Origin of the sequence: Streptomyces sp. NPDC014623 (assembly GCF_043088245.1) — a bacterium.
GTDB lineage: Bacteria > Actinomycetota > Actinomycetes > Streptomycetales > Streptomycetaceae > Streptomyces.
Window position 1 is genome coordinate 147,076 of sequence record NZ_JBIBZU010000010.1, and the last position, 23,491, is coordinate 170,566.

Annotated in this window: 22 protein-coding genes; 13 read left to right on the forward strand and 9 right to left on the reverse strand. The window is 71.4% G+C overall.

Annotated features, from left to right (window positions below; genetic code table 11):
• The first annotated feature begins 5 nt into the window (after window positions 1–5).
• From ACF1FZ_RS18180 to ACF1FZ_RS18200, 5 genes are all read left to right on the forward strand, one after another.
• On the forward strand, window positions 6–905 hold the full coding sequence (locus ACF1FZ_RS18180) for a hypothetical protein (protein ID WP_391774378.1): 900 nt from the start codon (window positions 6–8) through the stop codon (window positions 903–905).
• Window positions 906–1,897: 992 nt separating this feature from the next.
• The gene (locus ACF1FZ_RS18185; protein ID WP_391774379.1) at window positions 1,898–2,167 is read left to right on the forward strand and encodes a hypothetical protein; all 270 of its coding nucleotides are present in this window, start codon (window positions 1,898–1,900) and stop codon (window positions 2,165–2,167) included.
• Window positions 2,168–2,412: 245 nt separating this feature from the next.
• The gene (locus ACF1FZ_RS18190; protein ID WP_391774380.1) at window positions 2,413–2,682 is read left to right on the forward strand and encodes a hypothetical protein; all 270 of its coding nucleotides are present in this window, start codon (window positions 2,413–2,415) and stop codon (window positions 2,680–2,682) included.
• 261 nt (window positions 2,683–2,943) lie between these two features.
• Window positions 2,944–3,246, forward strand: coding sequence for a hypothetical protein (locus tag ACF1FZ_RS18195; protein WP_391774381.1), 303 nt, complete (start codon window positions 2,944–2,946; stop codon window positions 3,244–3,246).
• A gap of 99 nt (window positions 3,247–3,345) precedes the next feature.
• Window positions 3,346–3,702, forward strand: coding sequence for a hypothetical protein (locus ACF1FZ_RS18200; protein WP_391774382.1), 357 nt, complete (start codon window positions 3,346–3,348; stop codon window positions 3,700–3,702).
• Between the two features lie 145 nt (window positions 3,703–3,847).
• On the opposite strand, the gene ACF1FZ_RS18205 is transcribed toward ACF1FZ_RS18200, so the two are convergent.
• On the reverse strand, window positions 3,848–4,861 hold the full coding sequence (locus ACF1FZ_RS18205) for an alpha/beta fold hydrolase (protein WP_391774383.1): 1,014 nt from the start codon (window positions 4,859–4,861) through the stop codon (window positions 3,848–3,850).
• Window positions 4,862–5,649: 788 nt separating this feature from the next.
• Here ACF1FZ_RS18205 and rsgA point away from each other — a divergent pair.
• Complete coding sequence (gene rsgA / locus ACF1FZ_RS18210) at window positions 5,650–6,813, forward strand: ribosome small subunit-dependent GTPase A (protein ID WP_391774384.1); 1,164 nt, start codon at window positions 5,650–5,652, stop codon at window positions 6,811–6,813.
• A 55-nt stretch (window positions 6,814–6,868) separates the two neighbouring features.
• On the opposite strand, the gene ACF1FZ_RS18215 is transcribed toward rsgA, so the two are convergent.
• Window positions 6,869–7,351, reverse strand: a complete 483-nt coding sequence (locus ACF1FZ_RS18215) for a DUF456 domain-containing protein (protein ID WP_391774385.1) — start codon at window positions 7,349–7,351, stop codon at window positions 6,869–6,871.
• A gap of 118 nt (window positions 7,352–7,469) precedes the next feature.
• Window positions 7,470–8,456 carry a helix-turn-helix domain-containing protein gene (locus ACF1FZ_RS18220; RefSeq protein WP_391774386.1) on the reverse strand — a complete coding sequence of 329 codons (987 nt, stop codon included), beginning with the start codon at window positions 8,454–8,456 and terminating at the stop codon, window positions 7,470–7,472.
• 309 nt (window positions 8,457–8,765) lie between these two features.
• On the opposite strand from ACF1FZ_RS18220, the gene ACF1FZ_RS18225 reads away from it, so the two are divergent.
• Together ACF1FZ_RS18225 and ACF1FZ_RS18230 are read left to right on the forward strand one after the other, a co-directional pair.
• Window positions 8,766–10,103 carry a protein phosphatase 2C domain-containing protein gene (locus ACF1FZ_RS18225; protein WP_391774387.1) on the forward strand — a complete coding sequence of 446 codons (1,338 nt, stop codon included), beginning with the start codon at window positions 8,766–8,768 and terminating at the stop codon, window positions 10,101–10,103.
• Between the two features lie 60 nt (window positions 10,104–10,163).
• Window positions 10,164–11,906, forward strand: a complete 1,743-nt coding sequence (locus ACF1FZ_RS18230) for a pyruvate dehydrogenase (protein WP_391774388.1) — start codon at window positions 10,164–10,166, stop codon at window positions 11,904–11,906.
• 14 nt (window positions 11,907–11,920) lie between these two features.
• On the opposite strand, the gene ACF1FZ_RS18235 is transcribed toward ACF1FZ_RS18230, so the two are convergent.
• Entirely contained in the window at window positions 11,921–12,310 is a 390-nt protein-coding gene (locus ACF1FZ_RS18235; RefSeq protein ID WP_391774389.1) for a barstar family protein, read from the reverse strand.
• Window positions 12,311–12,412: 102 nt separating this feature from the next.
• Window positions 12,413–12,811, reverse strand: coding sequence for a ribonuclease domain-containing protein (locus ACF1FZ_RS18240; protein ID WP_391774390.1), 399 nt, complete (start codon window positions 12,809–12,811; stop codon window positions 12,413–12,415).
• Between the two features lie 252 nt (window positions 12,812–13,063).
• On the opposite strand from ACF1FZ_RS18240, the gene ACF1FZ_RS18245 reads away from it, so the two are divergent.
• Window positions 13,064–13,474, forward strand: coding sequence for an ATP-binding protein (locus tag ACF1FZ_RS18245; RefSeq protein WP_391774391.1), 411 nt, complete (start codon window positions 13,064–13,066; stop codon window positions 13,472–13,474).
• Between the two features lie 3 nt (window positions 13,475–13,477).
• On the opposite strand, the gene ACF1FZ_RS18250 is transcribed toward ACF1FZ_RS18245, so the two are convergent.
• Complete coding sequence (locus ACF1FZ_RS18250; protein WP_391774392.1) at window positions 13,478–14,563, reverse strand: DUF2637 domain-containing protein; 1,086 nt, start codon at window positions 14,561–14,563, stop codon at window positions 13,478–13,480.
• Between the two features lie 204 nt (window positions 14,564–14,767).
• The gene (locus ACF1FZ_RS18255) at window positions 14,768–15,616 is read right to left on the reverse strand and encodes a (2Fe-2S)-binding protein (RefSeq protein ID WP_391774393.1); all 849 of its coding nucleotides are present in this window, start codon (window positions 15,614–15,616) and stop codon (window positions 14,768–14,770) included.
• 143 nt (window positions 15,617–15,759) lie between these two features.
• On the opposite strand from ACF1FZ_RS18255, the gene ACF1FZ_RS18260 reads away from it, so the two are divergent.
• Complete coding sequence (locus tag ACF1FZ_RS18260; RefSeq protein ID WP_391774394.1) at window positions 15,760–16,494, forward strand: GntR family transcriptional regulator; 735 nt, start codon at window positions 15,760–15,762, stop codon at window positions 16,492–16,494.
• Window positions 16,495–16,549: 55 nt separating this feature from the next.
• Here ACF1FZ_RS18260 and ACF1FZ_RS18265 read toward each other — a convergent pair whose 3' ends face one another.
• Both ACF1FZ_RS18265 and ACF1FZ_RS18270 read right to left on the reverse strand, forming a co-directional pair.
• Entirely contained in the window at window positions 16,550–17,335 is a 786-nt protein-coding gene (locus ACF1FZ_RS18265) for a hypothetical protein (RefSeq protein WP_391774395.1), read from the reverse strand.
• Between the two features lie 192 nt (window positions 17,336–17,527).
• The gene (locus tag ACF1FZ_RS18270) at window positions 17,528–19,243 is read right to left on the reverse strand and encodes a PucR family transcriptional regulator (RefSeq protein WP_391774396.1); all 1,716 of its coding nucleotides are present in this window, start codon (window positions 19,241–19,243) and stop codon (window positions 17,528–17,530) included.
• 271 nt (window positions 19,244–19,514) lie between these two features.
• Between ACF1FZ_RS18270 and ACF1FZ_RS18275 the strand changes: the two genes are divergently transcribed.
• The 3 genes from ACF1FZ_RS18275 to ACF1FZ_RS18285 are packed head-to-tail and all read left to right on the forward strand — an operon-like array spanning window position 19,515 to window position 23,424.
• Window positions 19,515–20,405, forward strand: coding sequence for an FAD binding domain-containing protein (locus tag ACF1FZ_RS18275; RefSeq protein ID WP_391774397.1), 891 nt, complete (start codon window positions 19,515–19,517; stop codon window positions 20,403–20,405).
• 2 nt (window positions 20,406–20,407) lie between these two features.
• Window positions 20,408–21,004 carry a (2Fe-2S)-binding protein gene (locus ACF1FZ_RS18280; protein WP_391774398.1) on the forward strand — a complete coding sequence of 199 codons (597 nt, stop codon included), beginning with the start codon at window positions 20,408–20,410 and terminating at the stop codon, window positions 21,002–21,004.
• A gap of 2 nt (window positions 21,005–21,006) precedes the next feature.
• Window positions 21,007–23,424, forward strand: a complete 2,418-nt coding sequence (locus tag ACF1FZ_RS18285; protein WP_391774399.1) for a xanthine dehydrogenase family protein molybdopterin-binding subunit — start codon at window positions 21,007–21,009, stop codon at window positions 23,422–23,424.
• The last annotated feature ends 67 nt before the right edge of the window (window positions 23,425–23,491 follow it).

The window sequence follows — 23,491 nt, forward strand, 5'->3', positions numbered from 1 at the left end:
TCTTCGTGTTCGCAAAGCGAACTGCCGTCGTCTCCCTGTCCGCGGCAGCCCTCATGGTGATCGGGGCGGCTGCAGCTCAGGCCGATGACGCTCCCAAGTTCGAGAACAACGGGCAAATCCTTTCCTGCTTCAGCCTGGAAGCCGTGAAGATCCCGGTCGTATCGACCGCGTCCAACAAGATGGACTGCTCCACCAACTACGAGTGGGACATCGAGGGCAACACCGTGGGTGCGGAAGAGGCCCCGGCTCCGGCCGAGGCTCCCGCCCCGGCTGCGGCTCCCGCCCCGGCTGCGGCTCCCGCCCCGGCTGCGGCTCCCGCCGCGGCTCCGGCTCAGGCTCCGGTCGAGGCCCCGGCTGCGGCTGCGGCTCCCGCCCCGGCTCCGGCTGCGGCTCCGGTTGAGGCCCCGGCTTATGCTGCGGCTCCGGCTCAGGCTCCGGTCGAGGCCCCGGCTCCGGCTCCCGCCCCGGCTGCGGCCCCGGCTGCGGCTGCGGCTCCCGCCCCGGCTCCGGCTCCGGTCGAGGCCCCGGCTGCGGCTCCCGCCCCGGCTTATGCTGCGGCTCCGGCTGCGGCTCCGGCTGCGGCTCCGGCTCAGGCTCCGGTCGAGGCCCCGGCTGCGGCTCCCGCCCCGGCTTATGCTGCGGCTCCGGCTCCGGCTCAGGCTCCGGCTGCGGCTCCCGCCCCGGCTGCGGCTCCCGCCCCGGCTGCGGCTCCCGCCCCGGCTCCGGCTCCGGTTGAGGCCCCGGCTCCGGCTGCGGCTCCGGTTGAGGCCCCGGCCCCGGCGCCCGTGCGTGCGCAGGCGCAGGCGGAAGCTCCGATCCTGGAGCAGGCCCCGGTCCAGGTGCAGTACCTGGAGCAGGCGCCCGTCCAGGTGCAGACGGTGATCCAGGCCCCCGTCCAGCAGTAAATGCCAGACATGGGCTGATGAACACCTGCTTGGAGTGCTACGGCTGGGCTCATTCCATGCGCAGGGTGCTGAAGTCGGTGGATGAATTGTGCCGCAGGCGAAAACCTGGTGTGCCGGAGGACCGATTTCATTCGGCTCCGCCGATTTTTCTCGCTTCGGTTCCTCCCCGAGTCCCGTGTAGCACCACGTGAACGTCGCCCCGCATGCGCGGAGTGGGCGTTCAGAGCAAAAAGGATTTCGTTCCCCGTTGTCGGGGTAGACGGATCGCCCTCTCGACTCTGCGCGCGCATCCTCGTCAACGCGTTCGCCGACCGTCATGGCGTCCGGTCGGACAACGACGGTGAGGTGCGCGCCCTCAGGGCGCGATTCCCTCCCGAAGAGGGCATCGGGGTGCTGGCCGGTGTTCTCCGCCGGCACAGCCGGCGCCCCGTATCGAGTCACCGCCGTCCCTGGTTCCTCCCCGGGGGCGGCGGTTTCTTTTCGTCCGGCACGGGGCGTGGCGGACGTCCCGCGTCGGCCGAGAGGTACGCGCCGGTTCCCCCGGCGCGTACGTGTTGCCGACCGGTTCCCGTCGAGGTTCGTCTGCGGATCGAGGCGAGGGAGTGCACGGCACAGGCACACCAGGCCGGCGGGTCACCTCTGTGGGCTCGCGCCGCGGTCGAGGAGCCTGCGAACGTCCATGGAGCCAGACATTCGGCGACAGGCTCTTCCCGGGCTCCAACTCCGCCGCAGGGGCACCGCACTCATGAAGCGACACGCCTCGACATGCAGCCGAACGGGTGCTTTGCCCGGGGGCGCCCGACGCCCCTCAACGTCGTGGAACCCTTGTGCCGCAAGGGCGAGTTGGCTCCGCCCTCCACCCGAACGTCAACAGTCCGTTCCCGCACCCGGCGCGGTGTTGCGACCTGACGGACATTCTCCACTAACATCTCGTAACTGTACGAATGCGGCGAACAACGGACCGTGTTGTACTAGTCAAAACGGAGATGAGAATGCGCAAGCTTCAGAAGGCTGCTGTCGTGGTCGCGATGCTCGGTAGCGTCGGCTTCATCGGTGCCGGCACGGCCGTCGCGGGTGAGGGTCCGAGCTTCGACGTGACGCAGAGCACCTCCTGCAAGTCGCACGACCTGAACGTCGACGTCCTCGGCAACGTCGGCATCCTGAACGGTCTGCTGGGTAACGCGCTCAACGGCGAGGGCAACCCGGGCGCCCAGAGCACCGAGCTGGGCTCGACGCAGGACTGCAGCAACGACGCTTTCTGAGCGTCGGTCAGTAGCTGACCACAGTTCACGGCACGGCGGCGGGCTGCCCTTCGGGGCGGCCCGCCGTTTCGCTGTGCGGCGCCATTGTCCCCGGTGTGTGCCGCTGCGTGCGTTGGGCCGAACGGCGGTCATTGCTTCGCCCTGCGGCGCGTCGTCGGCGCCCGGGGTGCGGGCTTCCGTAAGGTCGTAACCGTGAGTGCACGCACCGCTGCGGAGCGTGCCATGAGGGAAAACGGAGAATGAGAATGCGCAAGCTTCAGAAGGCTGCTGTCGTGGTCGCGATGCTCGGTAGCGTCGGCTTCATCGGTGCCGGCACGGCCGTCGCCGGTGAGGGTCCGAGCTTCGACGTGACGCAGAGCACCTCCTGCAAGTCGCACGACCTGAACATCGACATCCTCGGCAACGTCGGCATCCTGAACGGTCTGCTGGGCAACGCGCTCAACGGCGAGGGCAACCCCGGCGCCCAGAGCACCAGCCTCGGCTCGACGCAGGACTGCAGCAACGACGCTTTCTGAGCGCCGGTCAGTAGCTGACCGCAATTCACGGCACGGCGGCGGGCTGCCCCTCGGGGAGCGGCCCGCCGCTTCGCTGTGCGGCGTCACCGTCCCCGGTGTGCGCCGCTGGGTGCGTTGGGTTGTGTGCGTTGGGCCGAACGGCGGTCATTGCTTCGCCCTGCGGCGCGTCGTCGGCGCCCGGGGTGCGGGCTTCCGTAAGGTCGTAACCGTGAGTGCACGCACCACTGCGGAGCGTGCCATGAGGAAAGACGGAGAATGAGAATGCGTAAGCTTCAGAAGGCTGCTGTCGTGGTCGCGATGCTCGGTAGCGTCGGCTTCGCCGGCGCCGGCACGGCCGTCGCCGGTGGGCAGGTGGCCCCGGCCCCCGTCGTCAAGCAGAGTGCCCCGGAGTTCGACGTTCAGCAGTCGACCTCCTGTGTCTCGCACGACCTGAACGTGGACGTCCTCGGCAACGTCGGTCTCCTCAACGGCGTGGCGGGCAACCTGCTCGGCGGCGAGGGCAACCCCGGCGCCCAGGCCACCGAGCTCGGCTCGACCCAGGACTGCAGCAACGACGCGTTCTGAGCACCCGGTAGTCGAGTAAGCACCTGAGAGCGGGTCCCGGTTACCGAGCCATGTGCCCGGCAGCCGGGCCCGTTTTCTTATCGTGAAGGAACGCAGCACATGTCCAGTCGTAAGAAGATCGCGGTCGCCTCGATGCTCATGGGCGGTCTTGCCCTGACGGGCCTGGGTGTCACTCAGGCGTACGCCGGAACACCTCAGGGCGACTGCTCCACGGACGCGTACGGCAACCTCGTGTGCGTCCAGAAGAGCGAGACCTCGTACACCAGCGAGGACGGTACGTACCACCTGAATCAGAAGCAGGACTGCACGACGGTCAGCCGCGAGACGGTTTACCAGCCTGGCGTCAGCGTGGGGCAGGGCGGGACGACAGAAGCCGGCCCGACCGTGAACTGCTCCAACTCGGCGCCCGCGCCGGAGGGCTTCGTCGCCCCGGTCATCGCCCCCGTCGGGCGCTGAGCCCCTACGGCCGGGACCCGGGCGCAAGCCTCCCCCTTCGGCCTGCGTGAGGGGGCCCCGGCCCGGGCCGGGAGCCGGTGCAGATGCGGATGGCCGGACCCGAATCGGGTCCGGCCATCCGTATGCGGACGCGAGGCGAGGGCCTTCACCGAACTGTCGGCGCCGCATCGCTCCGGCCGGCCGGCCCGGGGACGAGAGGCCGCTGTACGGCGGTGCCCAGAGTTTCGATGGGGTTGCAGTACGGCAGCCCGCTCAGCGGCTTGTGGGTGCAGAACCTGATGACGAGGTCGGAGAATTCCTCCATCCTTTCCACCGGGGCCAGATGATCTGCCTCCTTGATGGTGGTGAAGGCCGCCGCCGGCAGCGCGTCGGCTACTTCACGTCCCATGGCGGGGGTGCACAGGGTGTCGTACTCGCCGGTGAACACCAGGGAAGGCACAGGGGGCAGCGGCTCGTCCCGGTACCAGTCGTGGCTCATCAGGCGCGCGTTGTGCTCGACGGACATCCGGAGTTCGTCGTCCGACTGCGCCAGGAACTGCCTCAGCAGGAGCCGTGAGACGACCTGGTGTTTGCGGACGGCGCCGGTGCCGGCAGGCGACATGAACCGCTCGACCAGTTCGGCGGCGATGCCGGCCCGGTCCCCTTGTTCCAGCATGCGGGCCCAGCGCGGTACCGCGTGGGCGTAGTCGTCCGGGATCACTTTGGTCATCCCGACGAGCCCGAGCTTGGCCACATGGCCGGGGTACTGCTGGGCGAACCGCACGGCGATGGCCCCGCCGAAGCAACTGCCGACGAGATTGACCCGCGGCATGGCCAGCTCCTCGAGCATGTGCCTCACGTTGGCGGCGAGGAAGTCGATGCCGTGACGGACGGGCAGGAAATCCGCCGCACCGTAACCCGGCAGGTCCACGGTGACTGTCGTGCAATGGTCGGCCAGCCACTTCTCGTGCCGCAGCCACGCGTACCGGTTCTGCGAGGAGCCGCCCAGGAGGACCAGAGGCTCGGTCTGCGGGCGATCCTGATGGACGACGCGGCAGTGGTACGCGAACCCTTCGAAGGTGAGCGTGCGCTCTTCCACCCGCACAGCGGCCGGTGACACCGCGCCCAGGCCGGGACCCGGCGAGGAGGTGTCCTGTGCGGTGCTGATGTCGGAACGCATTATGCCCCCAGGGAAGTGGGATGAGGTTGAGGTCGAAGCTAACGATCCTCCCATTGCGCCCCACTTCATACGATCCACACCCATGGTGGGCGTGTCGGTAATATTTGCTCGGTCCGGGCGGCCGTTGGCGTGAGCGTCGGCGCCCATGCGGCTCAACCGCTTCGTAGGTACGGGTAATGGTCCGCCGCTGTGCCGTCGCGCCGGACCCGCCCGCACGGGGAAGGGTCCCGGAGCCGAGGGCTGTGCGGTCGTCGGTGCTTCCCCGCCGCGGCGCTGTACGGGCGGTCCACGGGCCGGGCGCGTGTTGAGCCGGTCGGCGCAACGGCGGCTACGTCCCCCCGTACCGCGGGGTAGGGCGCCTTCATGGACCAGTTCGACGACCGCCGCCCGTCTTGGCGCACCGATTCCGACACGCCTGTTTACGACCGTCTGCTCGCCGAATGGCAAGAAGCCGCAAGGAACAGGGAACAGACGCCCGCATCGCCCTCCGCGCTCAGCCGGTCCCCCCGGAACGCCTTCGTCCCCGGAGCCCGGACCCCGGCCGAAGCCGCGGGCGACCGGAGCTGACCGCGTCGAAGAAAAAGTGTTGAGCCACAGCGTGGGCTCCCGCTAGGGTGTGCCGAGTTCGAGGAACCAGGAGGTGAGGACATTGATGACTGTCGTTGCGGTGGGCGCTGCCCACAACCCGAAGAGCATCGTTCCCACCCCTGCGGCCGCCGGCTGACCTTGACGCTTTCCTTCCGCGCCTGAGAGCGCGGTGCCGGGGCCGCCCTCGTGAAGGGTTTCCCTTGTCTTTCTCCTTCTCCCTGACTTCCAGCTCGTCCCACCCGCTGGCCCCGTACGGCTGGGACGACGAATGGGCCGTCACCTTCGTCCCGCACGCCGAGCAGGGACTCCTGCCGGGACGCGTGGTGCGGGTGGACCGCGGTCAGTGCGATGTGGTCACTCCGAACGGTGTCATCAGGGCGGACACCGCGTTCGTGGTGCCCCGTGACCCCATGCGGATCGTCTGCACCGGCGACTGGGTGGCTGTCGACCCCGACGGCGACCCGCAGTTCGTCCGTACGCTCCTGCCCCGCCGTACGGCCTTCGTCCGCTCGACGTCGTCGCAGCGCTCCGAGGGGCAGGTGCTCGCCACCAACATCGATCACATCGTCATCTGTGTCCCGCTCTCCGTCGAGCTGGACCTCGGACGACTGGAACGGTTCCTGGCGCTGGCCATGTCCAGCACCACCGGAGCCGCTCTGCTCGGCGACGGGACCCCGCCCGCCGGGCACGGGGCACAGGAAGCGCACCCGCTCGTACTGCTCACGAAGGCCGACCTCGTCCCGGACGTCACCACGCTGTCCCACCTCGTCGAGGACATCGAGCGCATCGCTCCCGGGGTGCAGGTGCTGCCCGTCAGCTCGGCCACGGGTGAGGGCGTCGACGTGTTCGGCGCGATCGTCGGCGGTGGGACGAGCGTGCTGCTCGGTACCTCCGGCGCCGGAAAGTCGACCCTCGCCAACGCGCTGCTCGGTGAGGAGGTGATGCACGTGCACGAGACGCGGGAGGTGGACGGCAAGGGCCGGCACACCACCACGACGCGAAACCTCCTCGTGCTGCCGGGAGGCGGCGTCCTCATCGACACCCCCGGGCTGCGAGGGGTCGGTCTCTGGGACGCGGAGACCGGCGTCGGCCAGGTCTTCTCGGAGATCGAGGAACTGGCCCGGCAGTGCCGCTTCCACGACTGCGCCCACGAGTCCGAACCCGCTTGCGCCGTGCTCGGTGCGATCGAGGGCGGGACGCTGCCCGCACGGCGTCTCGACAGCTACCGCAAGCTGCTCCGCGAGAACCACCGCATCGCGGCGAAGACGGACGCCCGGCTGCGCACCGAGACCCTGCGGGAGTGGAAGCGCAGGGGAGCCGAGGGCCGGGCGGCCATGGCGATGAAGCGGGGCAGGACGCGTTGACGGCTACGGCCGCGGGTGTCCGGGCGGCGGGCCGCCGCCCGGACACCCGCGGCGTTCAGCCCCAGAGGACGGCGCCCAGCCACGCCCCCACCACCAGCAGGCAGCAGAAGAGCTCGAGCAGCACCGAGGACCCCGTCGCCCGCATCACGGACCTGAGCGAGGTCCGCCCCGCCGCACGGCTGCCGAGACGCAGGCGTTCGGCGCCGTAGACCGCGCCCACGTACCCCAGGATCCCGCCCACCACCGGAATCACGAAGAACCCGACGATCGCCGCGAGGCCGCCGGCCATCAATGTCCTGCGCGGCGCCCCCGACTCGTGCGGGCGCCGCGAAGGCATCAGCGCCTTCAGCGCCTGGTTCAGCAGCAGCACGCACGTCGCACCGATCAGCACGCCCCAGGCGACCGGAGCCGGGTCGGTCAGAGCCCACCACAGGACTGCGGCCCAGATGATCGCCTGCCCCGGCACGACCGGCACCAGTACACCGACCAGGCCGAGCAGCATCACCGCCCCGACGGCAACGAGCTGCCACACACTCATCCGACCAGCGTGCCGGAGTCCGCCGGGTCCCGCCCGTCAGCGTGGCTCCGCGAACGGCCGGATCCACGGGCGGGAGCCGTGGGCCGGCCCCAGGTGCCGGTGCGGTGGAGCTGAGCGGTCAGCGCGGGGCGCGGGCCACCCAGCCGCGTTCGTACGCGTGCCAGCCGAGCTGGAGCCGGGTGGTGACCCCGGTGAGCTCCATCAGGCCCTTCACCCGCCGCTGGACCGTGCGCAGCCCCAGGTCCAGCTGCTTCGCCACACTCGCGTCCGTCAGACCGGCGAGCAGCAGCGAGAGGATCTCCAGATCGGTCGGATCCGCACCCGGTCCGTTCCCCTCGCTGATCCCGCTCCCGCCGAGCCGCAACGGCATCGCGTCCCGCCACACCGCCTCGAAGAGACCCGTCAGGGACTCCAGCAGCCCGCTGGCGTGGATCACCAGGGCCGCGGGCTCGGCCCCCCGGCCGGTCAGCGGCACCATGGCCAGCGCCGCGTCCGCGACCACCAGTTTCGTCGGCACCCGGTCGACCACCCGGCACTGCTCGTCACGGCTCAGCGCCGCCGACAGTTCCACGATCCCGGACGGCAGCGAGAGAACGTCGCGCTCGACGACCACGCGGTAGGACACGCCCCGCATCGCGGCCCGTTCCTCGGACTCGTTCTCCATCCCGGTGACCGCGATCGGCTTCCCGGTGACCAGCGCGCAGACCTCGGACGTGGCGCCCAGCTGCAGCTGGTGGAACCGGTGGGCCACCGCGCTCGCTCCCGTCACCACCTCCACCAGGTCGTGCACCGCGGGTTCGGCCGCTTCGGCCCGGTACTCCTCGGCGAGCACGGCGGACGCCAGCTCCGCCTGTTCGAGCTCGTGGCGCTGCTGAGTCAGCAGTGCGCCCAGGGCGACTCCGGGCGGTGCGGCGACCCAGCGGCCCGCCCGTGACGACGACTGGGCCACGAGCCCCTGGTGTTCCAGCCGCCGCAGCGCGCGTTCGGTCTCCGCCTCCGGAAGGGCCAGCCGCCGCGCGAGATCGGAGAGCTCCGCGGCGCCCGCCGTGACCAGTGCCCGGTAGGCAGCTTCCTGTCTCTCGTCGAGACCTATCGCTGACAACATCCTCGGCCCTCCCCGGATCGGTGCCCGCGCACTCCTGCACGCGCCGGGCGGGGCGCGCCGTGGCGGGAAACGGCCACGGCGTGAACCCGCCACGCTCATCATGCCCCGTGACACCCGTCTCTCCGACCATCCGGCGCCACCGCAGCGACGACCGCCCCACAGGCGGCGGGCTGATACACGGACCGGCCCGCCGGGCGACCTTCCCGTGGGGGCGGGGACGTCCGGCGGGCCACCTCGCGGATGCCACTTCCGGGCCACTTTTCCGGATGACCCGGTTTCGTGAGGCGCGAGCGGTCGACACTAATGGGCATGAGCCAGCAGGGGGAGAAGCCCGCCGACCACGAGGACGACTGGTGGCGCAGGCTGTACGACGAGGCCGCGCCGGACGCCGGGCCGGGCAGCGAGGCCGACAGTCTCGACGACCGCTTCGACTCCGCGTCGGATGCCCTGGGCGACACGGAGCAGGCCCGCCCGGACCGCCCGGCCACGGTGGTGCCGCTGCCGGACCCGCGCTCGCCGGCAGCGGAAGCGGAGAAGGGACCGGACCGGGTGCCGGAGCCACCACCGCCCCAGGGCACCGTCCCGCTCGGGCGCGCACCCTGGGAGGCTCCTGCCGGACCCTCCCGTCCGCAGACCTTCGCCGTACGGCCGCCGGCCCCGTCCCAGGAGCCGCCCGCCGTGGCGGCCCTCCCCGAACCTCCGGTGCGCCCCGCCGTCGGTCACCTCGGGGAGCGCCCACCCGCCTACGACGCCGAACCCGCAGCGCTTCCCGCGTCCGGCCCCGACGACCTCGGGGACCCGGTGCCCGACACCGTCCTGGACGGCGCCCGCTACGGGACGTACACCCTGCGGGCCGCATCCGTGCGGGGGGACTCGGCGCGTTCGTGCGGCGAGCCCCGCCGCGACGCCCTGCTCACCGCACGCTTCGGTGACGGGGACGGCGCCCTGGTCCTGGTCGCCGTGGCCGGCGGGGGCACCGGGGCCGGCCCGGCCCGGCCCGCCGCCGACGCCTGTCGCTGGATCGGCGCAACCGTCGCCCGCAGCCATGCACGGCTCTCCGACGACATAAGGGCGGGGCGCAGGGGCGACCTCAAGTCGGGGCTGCACCGTCTGACCGCCCGCACCTACGGCAAGCTGCGCGCCCGTGCCGCCGAGCTCGGCCTCGAACCGTCCGCGTACAGCACCGGCCTGCGCTGTCTGCTGCTGTCCGCCGACCCCGAGTGCCGTACCCGGGTCTTCTTCGGCATCGGGCCGGGCGGCCTCTTCCGCCTGCGTGACGGAGCCTGGCAGGACCTCGATCCCGTGCGCCCCGCGACCGGTGGCGCGGCGGGCGAAGTGGGCCCCGGCGGGGACCGGCTGACGATGGACCTGCAGATCACCACGCCCCCGTACGCCGGGCACCCACCGCAGCCGCCCGCAGAGCCCTTCCGCTTCCGCGCCTCCGTCGCCCGGCCCGGGGACACCCTGATGCTCTGCGGGAACGGCCTGGCCGAACCGATGCGCGAAAAGCCGGCGCTGGCCGGGGAACTCGCGCGGCGCTGGGCCGCAGCGGGCCCGCCCGGGCTGCCCGCCTATCTGGCCGACATCCAGCTCAGGATCGAGGGGTACGCCGACGACCGTACGGGCGCCGCGGTCTGGGAGGCGTAACCGGGCCCGTCATGGGTTGATGGAGAGACGGACAGCCGGAGGCAGAGAGGGCACGCACCCATGGCCAAGCAGAACGTGTCGGAACAGTTCGTCGACATCCTCGTGCGGGCGGGGGTCAAGCGGTTGTACGGCGTCGTCGGCGACAGCCTCAACCCCGTGGTCGACGCCATCCGGCGTAACGCCGCCATCGAGTGGGTCCAGGTCAGGCACGAGGAGGCCGCCGCCTTCGCGGCCGGTGCCGAGGCCCAGGTCACCGGCTCCCTCGCCGCCTGCGCCGGGTCGTGCGGGCCGGGCAACCTCCACCTCATCAACGGGCTCTACGACGCCCACCGCTCCATGGCCCCGGTGCTCGCCCTCGCCTCACACATCCCGTCGAGCGAGATCGGCCTGGGTTACTTCCAGGAGACGCATCCGGAGCTGCTCTTCCAGGAGTGCAGCCACTACAACGAGATGATCTCCAATCCGCAGCAGATGCCGAGGCTGCTCCAGACGGCCATCCAGCACGCGATCGGCCGCGGCGGCGTCAGCGTCGTCTCGATGCCCGGTGACATCGCCGGACAGCCGGCCCCCGAGAAGTCGGTCGAGCACGCCCTGGTCACCTCGCGGCCCTCCGTGAAACCCGGTGACGAGGAGATCGACAAGCTCTGCCGGATGATCGACAAGGCGGAGCGGGTGACGTTGTTCTGCGGAAGCGGGACGGCGGGCGCGCACGCCGAGGTCATGGAGTTCGCCGAGCGGGTGAAGGCGCCGGTCGGCCACGCGCTGCGTGGTAAGGAATGGATCCAGTACGACAACCCGTACGACGTGGGCATGAGCGGGCTGCTCGGCTACGGCGCCGCCTACGAGGCCACCAACGAATGCGACCTGCTGATCCTGCTGGGCACCGACTTCCCGTACAACGCCTTCCTGCCGACCGATGTGAAGATCGTCCAGGTCGACGTGCGCCCCGAGCACCTGGGCAGGCGGTCCAAGCTCGACCTGGCGGTCTGGGGCGACGTGCGCGAGACACTGCGTGCCCTGAATCCGCGTGTGAAGGTCAAGACCGACCGTAAATTCCTCGACCGGATGCTGAAGAAGCACGCCGACGCGCTCGAGGGCGTCGTCAAGGCGTACACCCGCAAGGTGGAGAAGCACATCCCGATCCATCCCGAGTACGTCGCCTCGGTGCTCGACGAACTCGCCGACGACGACGCCGTCTTCACCGTCGACACCGGTATGTGCAATGTGTGGGCGGCCCGTTACCTCACGCCCAACGGCAAGCGCAGGGTGATCGGTTCGTTCAGTCACGGCTCGATGGCGAATGCTCTGCCGCAGGCGATCGGGGCCCAGTTCACCGACCGGAACCGGCAGGTCGTGTCGATGTCCGGTGACGGTGGATTCACCATGCTGATGGGCGACTTCCTCACGCTGGTCCAGTACGACCTGCCGGTGAAGGTCGTCCTGTTCAACAACTCCTCGCTCGGCATGGTCGAGCTGGAGATGCTGGTGGCGGGACTGCCCTCGTTCGGCACGGCCAACAAGAACCCGGATTTCGCGGCGATCGCGCGGGCGGCGGGAGCCTACGGGGTGCGGGTGGAGAAGCCCAAGCAGTTGGCGGGTGCACTCAAGGACGCCTTCAAGCACAAGGGGCCCGCGCTCGTCGATGTGGTCACGGACCCGAACGCCCTCTCCATCCCGCCGAAGATCAGCGCCGACATGGTCACCGGTTTCGCGCTCTCCGCCAGCAAGATCGTCCTGGACGGCGGAGTCGGCAAGATGCTCCAGATGGCCCGTTCCAACCTCCGCAACGTGCCGCGTCCCTGAGCGGGGCCGCGGGTTCACCTCAGCCGTAGTGTCCCGGGCGGTGTCCGGTCCGTGATGATCTCGACCAGGTGGTCGAAGAGCGTCGGGCCGATGCCCGCCCGGGCCTCGGCCAGCTCCCGCTCCACGCGCACCCTGTTCGTAGGGTGCACCCGGGGGAGCATGCGGTCCAGCCGGCGGGCGGTCTCCTCGTGGCCCAACGCGCGGGCCGACTGGGCGTGGTCGCGCCACTCGATGACGAAGGAGCCGTCCTCCGGAGTGCCGAAACCGCCGCCGAGGCAGTCGGCGAAGGCGTCGAGACTACGGCCGAAATAGCCGCCGGGGCCGTTCACCGCCTCGCCGATCGCATCCCAGAAGCCGTCCAGGCCGGTGATGCGGGAACCCTCGATCACATAGGTCACGGTCATGCGTGGAGGGTACAAGCAGGCTTTCCCGGCCCCCGGCCCCGGTCCGGAGGCCCGTGCCGCAGGTGGGGGGCTGCGGACCGGGCCGGACCCGGGGAGTGCGGATCAGCAGCCGTGGTCGACCAGGTCGAAGGACTCGTAGTGGTCCGCGGTGTAGTAGTCCTCCTCGGCTTCTTCACCCGTCACGATCCGGCGGGCGCCGCGGTCCGAGGAGCCGGGTGTGATGACCGTGTACTCGTGGTAGTAGCCGGTGTTCTGACTCGGCAGCAGTGCTTCCCGGTTCTGGAAGACGGTGCCGTCCTGCTCGTACGGGAACGGGCCGCCCGCATCGATGAGGTCGAGCGTGTCGTGGGCCTGGGACGGCAGCGCGGAGTAACAGACGCTGCCGACCGCGGCGGTCGAGGGAGCTGTCGCGGCCGATGCGGTGACCGGCCCGCCGACGAACAGGACGGACAGGACGGCGGCGATACCGCCGAGCGTGGTGATCCGTGGGGGGATTCGCATGCCCACCATGATGACGCGCGTAGATCCCCATTCGTCAACGCTGGGACGAGTGAATTTTTGGGAAGTTGACCGTGAGTACGAAAACGTGACGCGCCGATCGTCCGCGCCGGGTTGTGCGACCGCTCGTTCATGTGTTGACGCCGGAAGACGCGTGACAGCCCCGCTGTGGGGCATGCATTCCGTGAAGGCGTTCGAGACATGACATGACGAAACGGAATTCAGGGAGGTCGATTCAACGTGCGTGCGGGGGACATGACGAAGCGGCAGAAAGGTGCACCGACGCGGTTGCACCGCAGACTCGGACACGCCGATCTGTCAGGCGTGGGGGAGACACGTGCGGCGCTGCGGGAGTTCCTGCGTTATCGCCGACGTCCCGAGGAGACCGAGGTGGCGGAGCTCCTGCTCAGCGAGCTGGTGACGAACGCCCTCATCCACACGAGGAACGGCGCCGTGGTCACGGTGACCTCCGCGCCCGCACGGGTGCGGGTGGAGGTCCGTGACTTCGTGAGCGGGCAGGAGCCCGCGCCGTACGTACCGAACGCCGACGACGGTACGCACGGCAGGGGGCTGCTCCTCGTCCAGAGCCTGGCGGACTCCTGGGGAGTCACGATGCAGGCGCTGGGCAAGGTGGTCTGGTTCGAGCTGAACGCCGGGACGTCCTGACGCTCAGCCGAACTGCTGCTCCAGGTCCTTGAGTTTCCGCTCGAGCGAATCGAGCCGGGGCAGGGCCTGGGTGTCGTCCTCCGCGGTGAGGCCGACGGCCGAGGGATCACCGGTCGTGGTCTGTGCCGAAGAGCTTCCGGCTCCTGACCCGTTCACGGCCTGCAGGGGCGGCCGGGGACGCAGTGGCAGTTGTCCCGGCTCCGCCGTGGCAGGCTCCGCGACGGACGGCGGGCCGCCGACCGGTGCCGGGGCGATGGCCTGGACGTCCACCTGCCTGCCGGCCCGGCCGCCGCGCCCCCAGGCCCGGTTCTGCCGGTTCAGGGCCTTGATGCGGGCCCGGTCCAGTTTCACCTGGTCCCTTCTGCGGCGCCGGTCCTGTTCCCTGTTCCGGCGGTCCTCGCGCACCTCGTCCACCGCCTCGTCCAGGGTGCGTACGCCCTCGAGGAGCATCAACGACCAGGCGCCGAAGGTCTCCCTGGGAGCACGCAGCCACCGCACGATCCGGATCTGCGGCAGTGGACGGGGCACCAGGCCCTGCTCGCGCAGCGCCGCACGGCGGGTCTGCTTCAGCGCGCGGTCGAACAGGACGGCCGCCGACAGGGACATTCCCGCGAAGAAGTGCGGGGCGCCCGCGTGGTCGATTCCGCGCGGCGCGTGCACCCAGTTGAACCAGGCTGCCGCCCCGGCGAACGTCCACACCAGCAGCCGGGAGCCCAGTGCGGCGTCCCCGTGGCTGGCCTCGCGCACCGCGAGCACCGAGCAGAACATCGCGGCCCCGTCGAGGCCGAACGGCACGAGGTACTCCCAGCCCCCGGAGAGGCCGAGGTTTTGCCGGCCGAAGCCGACGAGCCCGTGGAAGGAGAGGGCGGCGGCGACCGCGGCACAGCAGAACAGCAGGACGTACGAGGCGGTGGCGTAGAGCGTCTCCTTGCGCCTGCGGCGCTCCTCACTGCGTTCCCAGCCGTCGTCGGACCCGGCCTTCTCAGCGGCGCGCCTGCCGCGCGCGACCACCGTCACCGCCGCCATGACCCCCACGAGCAGCACGGCGCCCGGAAGCAGCCAGTCAAGCGATATATCGGTCAGTCTCATGCGCGGTCCCTTGCGTCACGTAGGGCGTTTCGGGCGCCATCGTGACGGAAATACCGCTGTGCTCAAGGAGTTTCGGGGCAAGTGAACGCCATCGGGTCGGCCGGGCTCATCGTTGGGCGGAATCTTTTCGAATTCCCACACGTGAAAGCCGAGTTACGTTCGAATTCAGTTCACCCGTCCGGGTGGTGTGAGTGGCCACGGGGCTCAGGAGACGGGCGTCAGCTTCCGCACGCGCTCGGTGTCACAGGTGCGCGGGCAGGTGACGCACGTGTCCTCCGGGCGAAGGGTGTAGAACAGGCAGCAGCTCGCGCGGTCGCGTGTCGGCAGTGATTCGCCGTCGGGCCCGGTCAGCTCACGGAAGCCGGCCGTGCCGACGTACGGCTCGGTGGTGCCCGGCAGCAGCAGCTCCAGCTCCCTCATCGCGCGGTCCTCCTCGCCGAGCAGATGGGCGACGTACCAGAGGCCCTCGACGATCTCGTCGGTCGCCATGCCCCACAGGGCCCGCTTCCCGCGCCGCATGCGCGGCCGGAAGCCGTCCAGCACCGGGCCGATGTGCTGCGCGACGGAATCGAGGACCTCGGCCCGCAGCGCCGACTCGTCGGGGACGACCCGGGCGCCGGGCAGTCCGGCCGCCGGGTCGTCGGGCAGGCAGGCGAACCCGCTCACGCGGAGGGCCAGCCGGCCCAGACCCCGGTGGAAGGCGACGCCCTCGACGGGAATCCTCGGCACCCGGCGGTGCGTGAACCACGGCAGGGTCACCAGGAGGCAGGCCGGCCAGGCATAGCGGTGCAGTCCGAAGCTCGCCACCACGTCGGGGCGGGCCCGGGTGCCGTAGTCCCGCAGCACCTGCGCCTCGTCCCACGCCAGGAACTCGTCCAGCGCGGCACCGCCCGCCGCGAGGTCGGCGGCGCCGACCCATCCGCTGCCCGAAGGCGCCGCGACGTCATCGGAGAGCACCTCGGCGCGCAGCCCGGGAAAGACCTCGGCCAGGCGTGCGTACGCAGCCGTCAGCGGAGACAGGGCGGTGGAGGTGAGCAGGGCGGGCACGGTCATTCGGGGACCACCGATTCACGATCTTTTGCAGGTAAGCCTTACCTTACCCGAAGTGATCGGTGTTTGAACTGGGGTCCGCTCCGCTTATCGTGCACAAGGGGTACGGCGCACGCGAGCCGGCCCGCCAGTCGCAGGAGGTGCCGGTGGAGCAGGGCAGAGCGCGTGAGGACGTGCGGCCGTACGCGTCCGCGGGCACCCCGCCGGGCGTCCGCGTGCCCGAACAGGCGCGTGGCGAACACACCCACGGCGAGCCGTCCGCTGCCCGCATGGTCCAGCGGCACTCCGTACGCGGCCAGATCCTGGACGCCCTGCGCGCCGCGCTCGTGGGCGGCGAGCTGGCCCCCGGAGAGGTCTACAGCGCCCCGGCGCTCGGTGCCCGCTTCGGCGTGTCCGCGACGCCGGTGCGCGAGGCGATGCAGCAGCTGGCCGCCGAAGGCGCCGTGGAAGTCGTACCGAACCGCGGCTTCCGGGTCAGCGAGCGGGGTCCCCGCGATCTGGCGGAGCTCGCCGAGGTGCGCGCCCTGATCGAGGTCCCCGTCCTGCTGCGGCTCGCCCGCACGGTTCCCGCGGCCGACTGGTGCGCGCTGCGTCCGCTGGCCGACGCCACGGTCGCGGCGGCTGCCGTGGGCGACCGGGCGGCGTACGCGGAGAGCGACCGGTCCTTCCACCGCGCCGCGCTCGCCCTGTCCGGCAACCAGCAGCTCGTGTCGGTCGCCGAGGACCTCCATCGCCGGTCCCAGTGGCCCCTGGCCGGCAGCCGGGCCTGCCTGCTCGCCGACGCCTCGGAGCACACCGCGCTGCTGGACGCGCTCATCGCCCGGGACCTCCCGGGGGCGCAGGCCCTCGTACGGGAGCACTTCGACCGCGCGGACGTCTGAGACGGCAGGACCGGCCGTCTGCCGGGCTCGTGCCCCGCGAGGCGGGACCGGGCCCTCAGTTCGCCTCGACGGCCTCCGGGGCCGGCGGCTCCAGGCGGGGGGCGAGCCAGGTCGGTACGCCGCCCAGCAGCCGGAACAGCCGGCCGGCCTCGGCGCGCAGCCGGGCGGCCGCCTCGGGTTCCGGCTCGGCGTCCGCGAGCGAGATGAGCGCCGGAGCCGTGCCCACGAGATAGCCCAGATCCTCCCGTATGCGCAGCGACTCCGCGAAGCCGTGCCGCGCCTCCGCCCGCTCACCCTCGCGCAGGGCGAGCGAGGCGAGGTGCCGCCAGGTGAAGGAGAGCAGGAGCTCGTCCCCCCGGGCCGTGGCGCCGGCGTGTGCCCTGCGGTAGGCGGCGCGGGCGGACTGGGGGGAGTCGGCGATGTTCTGGGCGATCAGACCCCGGCGGAAGTCCAGCAGGGGCCGGCCGGGGGCCGCGGGCGGGAGCAGGGCCGCGGCCCTGCTGAGCGCCACGCTGGCCTCGTCGGCCCGGTCGCGCGCCCCCAGCAGGGTCGAGGCGTAGGCCAGGTATCCGCGCTCACAGGCGGCCGCCCCGCGCTCGGAGTCGTCCTGGGCGAGCGCCTCCGCGGTGCGCAGGGCGTCCTCGGCGTCCGTCCAGCCGGTGCCCGTGTAGAGGCACCGCTCGGTCAGCAGTGAGGTCCGCTGGAGAGCGGCCGCGGGGTCGGTGGCCGCCCGGGGACCGAGGAGCGCGGCCGCGTCCGTCCAGCAGGCTCGTGAGCGCAGCCGCCATACCGCGGTCTGGAGCGGCGGATCGTCATCTGCTGTCGTTCCGGAACCAGACATGGCGGTATGCGCCACATTGCCCTCCCCGAGCGCGCCGTCGAGCTGTGGAGGCCGGCCGGCGGAAGCCGGGCGGCCAGGGTCTGCGCGCATCTCAGCACGGAATGGCACACCGGGCCAAGAGGTGGGATCGATCTCAGGTGAAAGATTTCACAATCACCTGGAGCCCAGGAGGACTGTGATAAGCCCGGGGCATCAGCTCATACGCAGGGCGAGGAAGAAGTCGAGCTTGTCCTCGAGGCGCGAAAGGTCCCGTCCCGTCAACTGCTCGATACGTCCGACGCGGTAGCGCAGCGTGTTGACGTGCAGGTGCAGCCGGGCCGCGCAGCGGGTCCAGGAGCCGTCACAGTCCAGGAAGGCCTCCAGCGTCTCGATCAGTTCGGCGCGGTGCCGCCGGTCGTAGTCGCGCAGCGGGTCCAGGAGCCGGGCGGTGAACGCGCGGCGGACGTCGTCCGGAACGAAGGGCAGCAGCAGGACGTGCGAGGCGAGCTCGTGGTGACCCGCCGCGCAGACCGGGCCCGGCCGGGCCGCCGCGACCCGGCGGGCGTGCCGGGCCTCCTCCAGCGCACCCCGCAGCCCTTCTGCGGAATGGACCGCCGCGCTGACTCCCAGCGTCAGGCGGCCGTCCTCCGCGAGGCCGGCGGAGAGCGGCGCGCGGACGGTGCCGAGCAGGGCGTCGGCGTGCAGCGCGGCGGCCTGCCGCTCCGGAGCGGCGGACTCCTCCGGCGTGTCGGCCCCGTCCACGTCCGGTGAGGTGTGCGAGGCCAGCGGCACGAGAGCCACCGCCTCCTCGTCCGTGTGCGCCACGGCGATCCGGTCGGCCGAATCCGGGCCCGCCACCGCCGGGTCGACGAGGATCTCCTCCAGCAGGGCCTGCGCGGCCCGGCCGCCCGACAGGTCCGTGCTCTCCGCCGCCCACTCGACCCGGGCCACCACGACCTGCCAGTGCGGCGCCGTGCCGAGACCCGGCAGCAGGACCGGCGTGGCCACCCGCAGCCTCGCCGCGATCTCGGCCGGGGCAGCACCCGTCCGGACCAGCTCCAGGACCTCCTGGGCGAGCCGGCGGCGTACCGCGCGGGCCGCGTCGCGGCGGTCCCGTTCGACGGCGATCAGCTGGGTGACGCCCTGGAGCAGGTCCAGCCGAGGGGCCGGCCAGTCACCCGCGTCGGCCGCCACGGCCAGCAGCCAGTCCGACAGCACGGACTCCCGCACATCGCGGGACGGGGCGGGCACGGCCCCCCGCCCGGTGTTCCGGATCGGGAACAGCGAATACGCGGCGCCGTCCACCTCCGCCCGGTGCGGGCCCGGGCGGCCGGTGCGGGCCGCCGCGAGGTGCCGGCCCGCCAGTTCCGCACCGACGTGCGGGGGCAGGGGGTCGCCCGCTCCGGCGATCTGCCGGCCCGTGGGGGACAGGACCCAGGCGCGCAGGTCCAGGTCGGAGGTGAGCAGGTCGAGGACCACCTCGGGGCCGCCACCGGCCGGTCCCGAGGTCATCAGCCTGCGGTGGCGGTCCACGACCGCGGCGAGGTCGCCGGCCCGCTCACCGGAGACCTGGCGCACCACGTGCTCGGTGATCGTCGCGAACGCCACGGTCTCGTCGACCGCGAAGAGGGGCAGCCGGTGCCGCAGGCACGCCTCGGCCAGATCGTCGGGGACGGCCCCGAGTTCGGCCTCACCCGCCGCCAGGCCGGCCACCCCGGCGCTCGCCAGGATCCGGACGAAGGGCTCGGAGTCCGACGCGTCCCGGCGCCAGGCCAGCCCCGTGAGGACCAGTTCACCGCCGGAGAGATAGCGGCTGGGGTCGCGCAGGTCGGTCGTCATGACACCCCGGACCGAGCGGTCCAGCTCGTCCTCGCCGCCGAGCAGCCGCAGGCCCAGTACCTCGGTGTCCAGCAGTGCGCGCAGCCGCATCGTCGATTGCCGCCGATCTCTTCGTTGGTGCGGGGGTCAGCGGGGGTGACCTGTGAAACGCGGTGAGGTTACCGGTACCCGCCATTCGTTCGAATCTACAAGACAGCGACGGGGACCAGCCAGTTCCTTCATGTTTTCGGTGACTGCACCGACTGGAGCAAGGCTTGTGTACTGGGCCACACACCGTGTCAACAACACAGGAACGAGCCATCGAGGGCCGGCCGTCCCCAGCCCACCCGAACGGACCCGATCAAGAAGAAGAGAGCCACTCATGGACTTCCTTCGCCCCGCCAGCTGGGAGGAGGCGCTCGCCGCCAAGGCCGAGCACCCGACGGCTGTGCCCATCGCGGGTGGCACCGATGTGATGGTCGAGATCAATTTCGACCACCGGCGGCCCGGCCACCTCATGGACCTGAACCGCATCGGTGAGCTGTCGGAGTGGCAGGTGGGCCCGGACACCGTGCGCCTCGGCGCCTCCGTGCCGTACAGCGCCGTCATGGAGCACCTGCGCGGCGAGCTGCCCGGGCTCGCCCTCGCCTCGCACACCGTCGCCTCACCGCAGATCCGCAACCGCGGAGGTGTCGGCGGCAACCTGGGCACCGCCTCGCCCGCGGGTGACGCCCACCCGGCGCTGCTCGCCGCAGGAGCCGAGGTCGAGGCCGCGTCCGTACGGGGGACGCGGATGATCCCGATCGACGACTTCTACACCGGGGTCAAGCGCAACGCCCTCGCCCCGGACGAGCTGATCCGGGCCGTGCACATCAAGAAGGCCGACGGCCCCCAGCAGTACTCCAAGGTCGGCACCCGCAACGCGATGGTCATCGCCGTCTGCGCCTTCGGTCTCGCGCTCCACCCGGAGACCCGCACCGTGCGCACCGGCATCGGCTCCGCCGCCCCGACCCCGGTGCGGGCGAAGGAGGCGGAGGCGTTCCTGGACGCCGCACTGGAGGAGGGCGGGTTCTGGGAGAGCGGAAAGACCATCACTCCTTCCGTGGCCAAGCAGTTCGCCCAGCTCGCCGCCGGGGCCTGCAACCCCATCGACGACGTCCGGGGCACCGCCGCCTACCGCAGGCACGCCGTCGGCATCATGGCCCGCCGCACGCTGGGCTGGACCTGGGAGCAGTACCGCGGAGCGGGACGCACCCTCGAAGGAGCTGCTTAACCATGCGAGTGAATTTCACGGTCAACGGCCGCAAGCAGGAAGCCGACGACGTCTGGGAGGGCGAGTCCCTCCTGTACGTCCTGCGTGAGCGCATGGGCCTTCCCGGCTCCAAGAACGCCTGCGAACAGGGCGAATGCGGCTCCTGCACGGTACGCCTCGACGGTGTGCCGGTCTGTTCGTGTCTCGTGGCCGCGGGCCAGGCGGAGGGCCGCGAGGTCGTCACCGTCGAGGGCCTGGCGGACTACGCCAGGCACCGTGACGACGCCCACCCCGGCACCGGCTGCGCCGCGGGGACCTGCGGTACCCCGCTCGACGCCGCCCAGCGGTGGCAGGCCAGGCCCGGCGACGGGCAGAGCGCCGAGGCGACCGAACTCTCCCCCGTCCAGCAGGCGTTCATCGACGCGGGCGCCGTGCAGTGCGGCTTCTGCACCCCCGGTCTGCTGGTAGCCGCCGACGAACTGCTCGAGACGCGGCCCTCCCCGTCCGACCAGGACATCCGCGAGGCGCTCTCCGGCAACCTCTGCCGATGCACCGGTTACGAGAAGATCCTCGACGCGGTCCGCCTCGCGGCCGCCCGTCAGGAAGAGGCGGTCCGATAGCCATGGCGCTGCACCCACGAGCCGCGTCCGTACCGGCCGGCACCCCCACCAGGATCACCCAGGGCTCCGAGACCCGGGGCGGTATCGGCGAGTCCACCCTGCGTCCCGACGGCACCCTCAAGGTCACCGGTGAGTTCGCGTACTCCTCGGACATGTGGCACGAGGACATGCTGTGGGGCCACACGCTCCGCTCCACGGTCGCCCACGCCGTGATCCGCTCGATCGACATCGGCGAGGCCGTCGCCACACCCGGCGTGTACGCCGTCCTGACCTACGACGACCTGCCCGCGGAGATGAAGAACTACGGGCTGGAGATCCAGGACACCCCCGTCCTCGCCCACGGCAAGGTCCGCCATCACGGCGAACCCGTGGCCCTGGTGGCCGCGGACCACCCCGAGACCGCGCGCCGCGCCGCCGCGAAGATCAGGATCGACTACGCCGGACTGCCTGTCATCACGGACGAGGCGTCCGCGACGGCCCCCGACGCGATCCTGGTCCACGAGGGCCGCACCGACCACCACATCGGTCATGTCCCGCACCCCAACATCGTCCACCGTCAGCCGATCATCCGCGGTGACGCGGCCGCGGCCGCCGAGCGGGCCGACGTGATCGTCACGGGCGACTACGTCTTCGGGATGCAGGACCAGGCCTTCCTCGGCCCCGAGTCCGGCCTCGCCGTGCCCTCCGAGGACGGCGGCGTCGAACTGTACGTCGCCACCCAGTGGCTGCACTCCGACCTCCGGCAGATCGCACCCGTCCTCGGCCTCCCCGAGGACAAGGTCCGTATGACGCTCTCCGGCGTCGGCGGCGCCTTCGGCGGACGCGAGGACCTGTCTATGCAGATCCACGCCTGCCTGCTCGCGCTGCGCACCGGCAAGCCGGTCAAGATGGTCTACAACCGCTTCGAGTCCTTCTTCGGACACGTCCACCGGCACCCCGCGAAGCTCCACTACGAGCACGGCGCCACCAAGGACGGCAAGCTCACCCACATGAAGTGCCGGATCGTGCTGGACGGCGGGGCCTACGCCTCCGCCTCCCCGGCCGTCGTCGGCAACGCCTCCTCGCTCGCGGTCGGACCGTACGCCGTCGACGACGTCGACATCGAGGCCATCGCGCTCTACTCCAACAACCCCCCCTGCGGCGCCATGCGCGGCTTCGGCGCGGTCCAGGCCTGCTTCGCCTACGAGGCGCAGATGGACAAGCTGGCCGCCGCCCTGGACATGGACCCGGTCGAACTGCGGCAGCTGAACGCCATGGAGCAGGGCACCCTCCTCCCCACCGGGCAGGCCGTCGACTCGCCGGCCCCCGTGGCCGAACTGCTGCGCCGCGTCAAGGCCCGCCCCATGCCTCCCGAGCAGCAGTGGCTCGCGGCCGGCGCCGAGGGGGACTCCGTCGACGTACGAGCCCTGCCCGGCGGACTGTCCAACACGACCCACGGGGAAGGCGTGGTGCGCGGCGTCGGCTACGCCGTCGGACTGAAGAACGTCGGCTTCTCCGAGGGCTTCGACGACTACTCCACCGCCCGGGTGCGGATGGAGGTCATCAACGGCGAACCCGTCGCCACCGTGCACACCGCGATGGCCGAGGTCGGGCAGGGCGGGGTCACCGTCCACGCCCAGATCGCGCGGACCGAACTCGGCGTCAGCCAGGTCACCATCCGCCCGGCGGACACCCAGGTGGGCTCCGCCGGGTCCACCTCCGCGTCCCGGCAGACGTACGTCACCGGCGGTGCCGTGAAGAACTCCTGCGAAGCCGTCCGGGAGCAGGTCCTGGAGATCGGCCGCCGCAGGTTCGGCACGTACCACCCCGCCTGGGCCACCGCCGAACTCCTCCTGGAGGGCGGCAAGGTCGTCACCGACGGTGGCGAGGTGCTCGCCTCGCTGGCCGATGTGCTCGAGGGTGAGGCGGTGGACGTGGAGCTGGAGTGGCGCCATCGGCCCACCGAGGCCTTCGACCTGCGTACCGGACAGGGCAACGGCCATGTCCAGTACTCCTTCGCCGCGCACCGCGCGGTCGTGGAGGTCGACACCGAGCTCGGTCTGGTCAAGGTCATCGAGCTCGCCTGCGCCCAGGACGTCGGCAAGGCCCTCAACCCGCTGTCGGTCGTGGGCCAGATCCAGGGCGGAACCACCCAGGGGCTGGGTGTCGCCGTCATGGAGGAGATCATCGTCGACCCGGAGACGGCGAAGGTGCGCAACCCCTCCTTCACCGACTACCTGATCCCCACCATCCTCGACACCCCGGCCATCCCGGTCGACGTGCTCGAACTCGCCGACGACCACGCCCCGTACGGGCTGCGTGGCATCGGTGAGGCCCCCACGCTGTCGTCCACCCCGGCCGTCCTCGCGGCGATCCGGAACGCGACGGGCCTGGAACTCAACCGGACGCCGGTGCGCCCCGAGCACATCACCGGCACCTGACGGGCCCCATGGCCCTCCGGGCGGTGCGTCCTGCCGTGAACGTCGCACTTCCCCGCGCCGCGCACCG

What these genes read in the sequence shown, in the direction of transcription:
- ACF1FZ_RS18245 (WP_391774391.1), top strand. Translation starts at nt 13,064, where the DNA reads ATGACGAAGCGGCAGAAAGGTGCACCGACGCGGTTGCACCGCAGACTC.
- ACF1FZ_RS18255 (WP_391774393.1), bottom strand. Translation starts at nt 15,616, where the DNA reads ATGACCGTGCCCGCCCTGCTCACCTCCACCGCCCTGTCTCCGCTGACG.
- ACF1FZ_RS18220 (WP_391774386.1), bottom strand. Translation starts at nt 8,456, where the DNA reads ATGTTGTCAGCGATAGGTCTCGACGAGAGACAGGAAGCTGCCTACCGG.
- ACF1FZ_RS18230 (WP_391774388.1), top strand. Translation starts at nt 10,164, where the DNA reads ATGGCCAAGCAGAACGTGTCGGAACAGTTCGTCGACATCCTCGTGCGG.
- ACF1FZ_RS18215 (WP_391774385.1), bottom strand. Translation starts at nt 7,351, where the DNA reads ATGAGTGTGTGGCAGCTCGTTGCCGTCGGGGCGGTGATGCTGCTCGGC.
- ACF1FZ_RS18225 (WP_391774387.1), top strand. Translation starts at nt 8,766, where the DNA reads ATGAGCCAGCAGGGGGAGAAGCCCGCCGACCACGAGGACGACTGGTGG.
- ACF1FZ_RS18195 (WP_391774381.1), top strand. Translation starts at nt 2,944, where the DNA reads ATGCGTAAGCTTCAGAAGGCTGCTGTCGTGGTCGCGATGCTCGGTAGC.
- ACF1FZ_RS18275 (WP_391774397.1), top strand. Translation starts at nt 19,515, where the DNA reads ATGGACTTCCTTCGCCCCGCCAGCTGGGAGGAGGCGCTCGCCGCCAAG.
- ACF1FZ_RS18265 (WP_391774395.1), bottom strand. Translation starts at nt 17,335, where the DNA reads ATGTCTGGTTCCGGAACGACAGCAGATGACGATCCGCCGCTCCAGACC.
- ACF1FZ_RS18185 (WP_391774379.1), top strand. Translation starts at nt 1,898, where the DNA reads ATGCGCAAGCTTCAGAAGGCTGCTGTCGTGGTCGCGATGCTCGGTAGC.
- ACF1FZ_RS18250 (WP_391774392.1), bottom strand. Translation starts at nt 14,563, where the DNA reads ATGAGACTGACCGATATATCGCTTGACTGGCTGCTTCCGGGCGCCGTG.
- ACF1FZ_RS18190 (WP_391774380.1), top strand. Translation starts at nt 2,413, where the DNA reads ATGCGCAAGCTTCAGAAGGCTGCTGTCGTGGTCGCGATGCTCGGTAGC.
- ACF1FZ_RS18270 (WP_391774396.1), bottom strand. Translation starts at nt 19,243, where the DNA reads ATGCGGCTGCGCGCACTGCTGGACACCGAGGTACTGGGCCTGCGGCTG.
- ACF1FZ_RS18235 (WP_391774389.1), bottom strand. Translation starts at nt 12,310, where the DNA reads ATGACCGTGACCTATGTGATCGAGGGTTCCCGCATCACCGGCCTGGAC.
- ACF1FZ_RS18285 (WP_391774399.1), top strand. Translation starts at nt 21,007, where the DNA reads ATGGCGCTGCACCCACGAGCCGCGTCCGTACCGGCCGGCACCCCCACC.
- ACF1FZ_RS18280 (WP_391774398.1), top strand. Translation starts at nt 20,408, where the DNA reads ATGCGAGTGAATTTCACGGTCAACGGCCGCAAGCAGGAAGCCGACGAC.
- ACF1FZ_RS18200 (WP_391774382.1), top strand. Translation starts at nt 3,346, where the DNA reads ATGTCCAGTCGTAAGAAGATCGCGGTCGCCTCGATGCTCATGGGCGGT.
- ACF1FZ_RS18205 (WP_391774383.1), bottom strand. Translation starts at nt 4,861, where the DNA reads ATGCGTTCCGACATCAGCACCGCACAGGACACCTCCTCGCCGGGTCCC.
- ACF1FZ_RS18240 (WP_391774390.1), bottom strand. Translation starts at nt 12,811, where the DNA reads ATGCGAATCCCCCCACGGATCACCACGCTCGGCGGTATCGCCGCCGTC.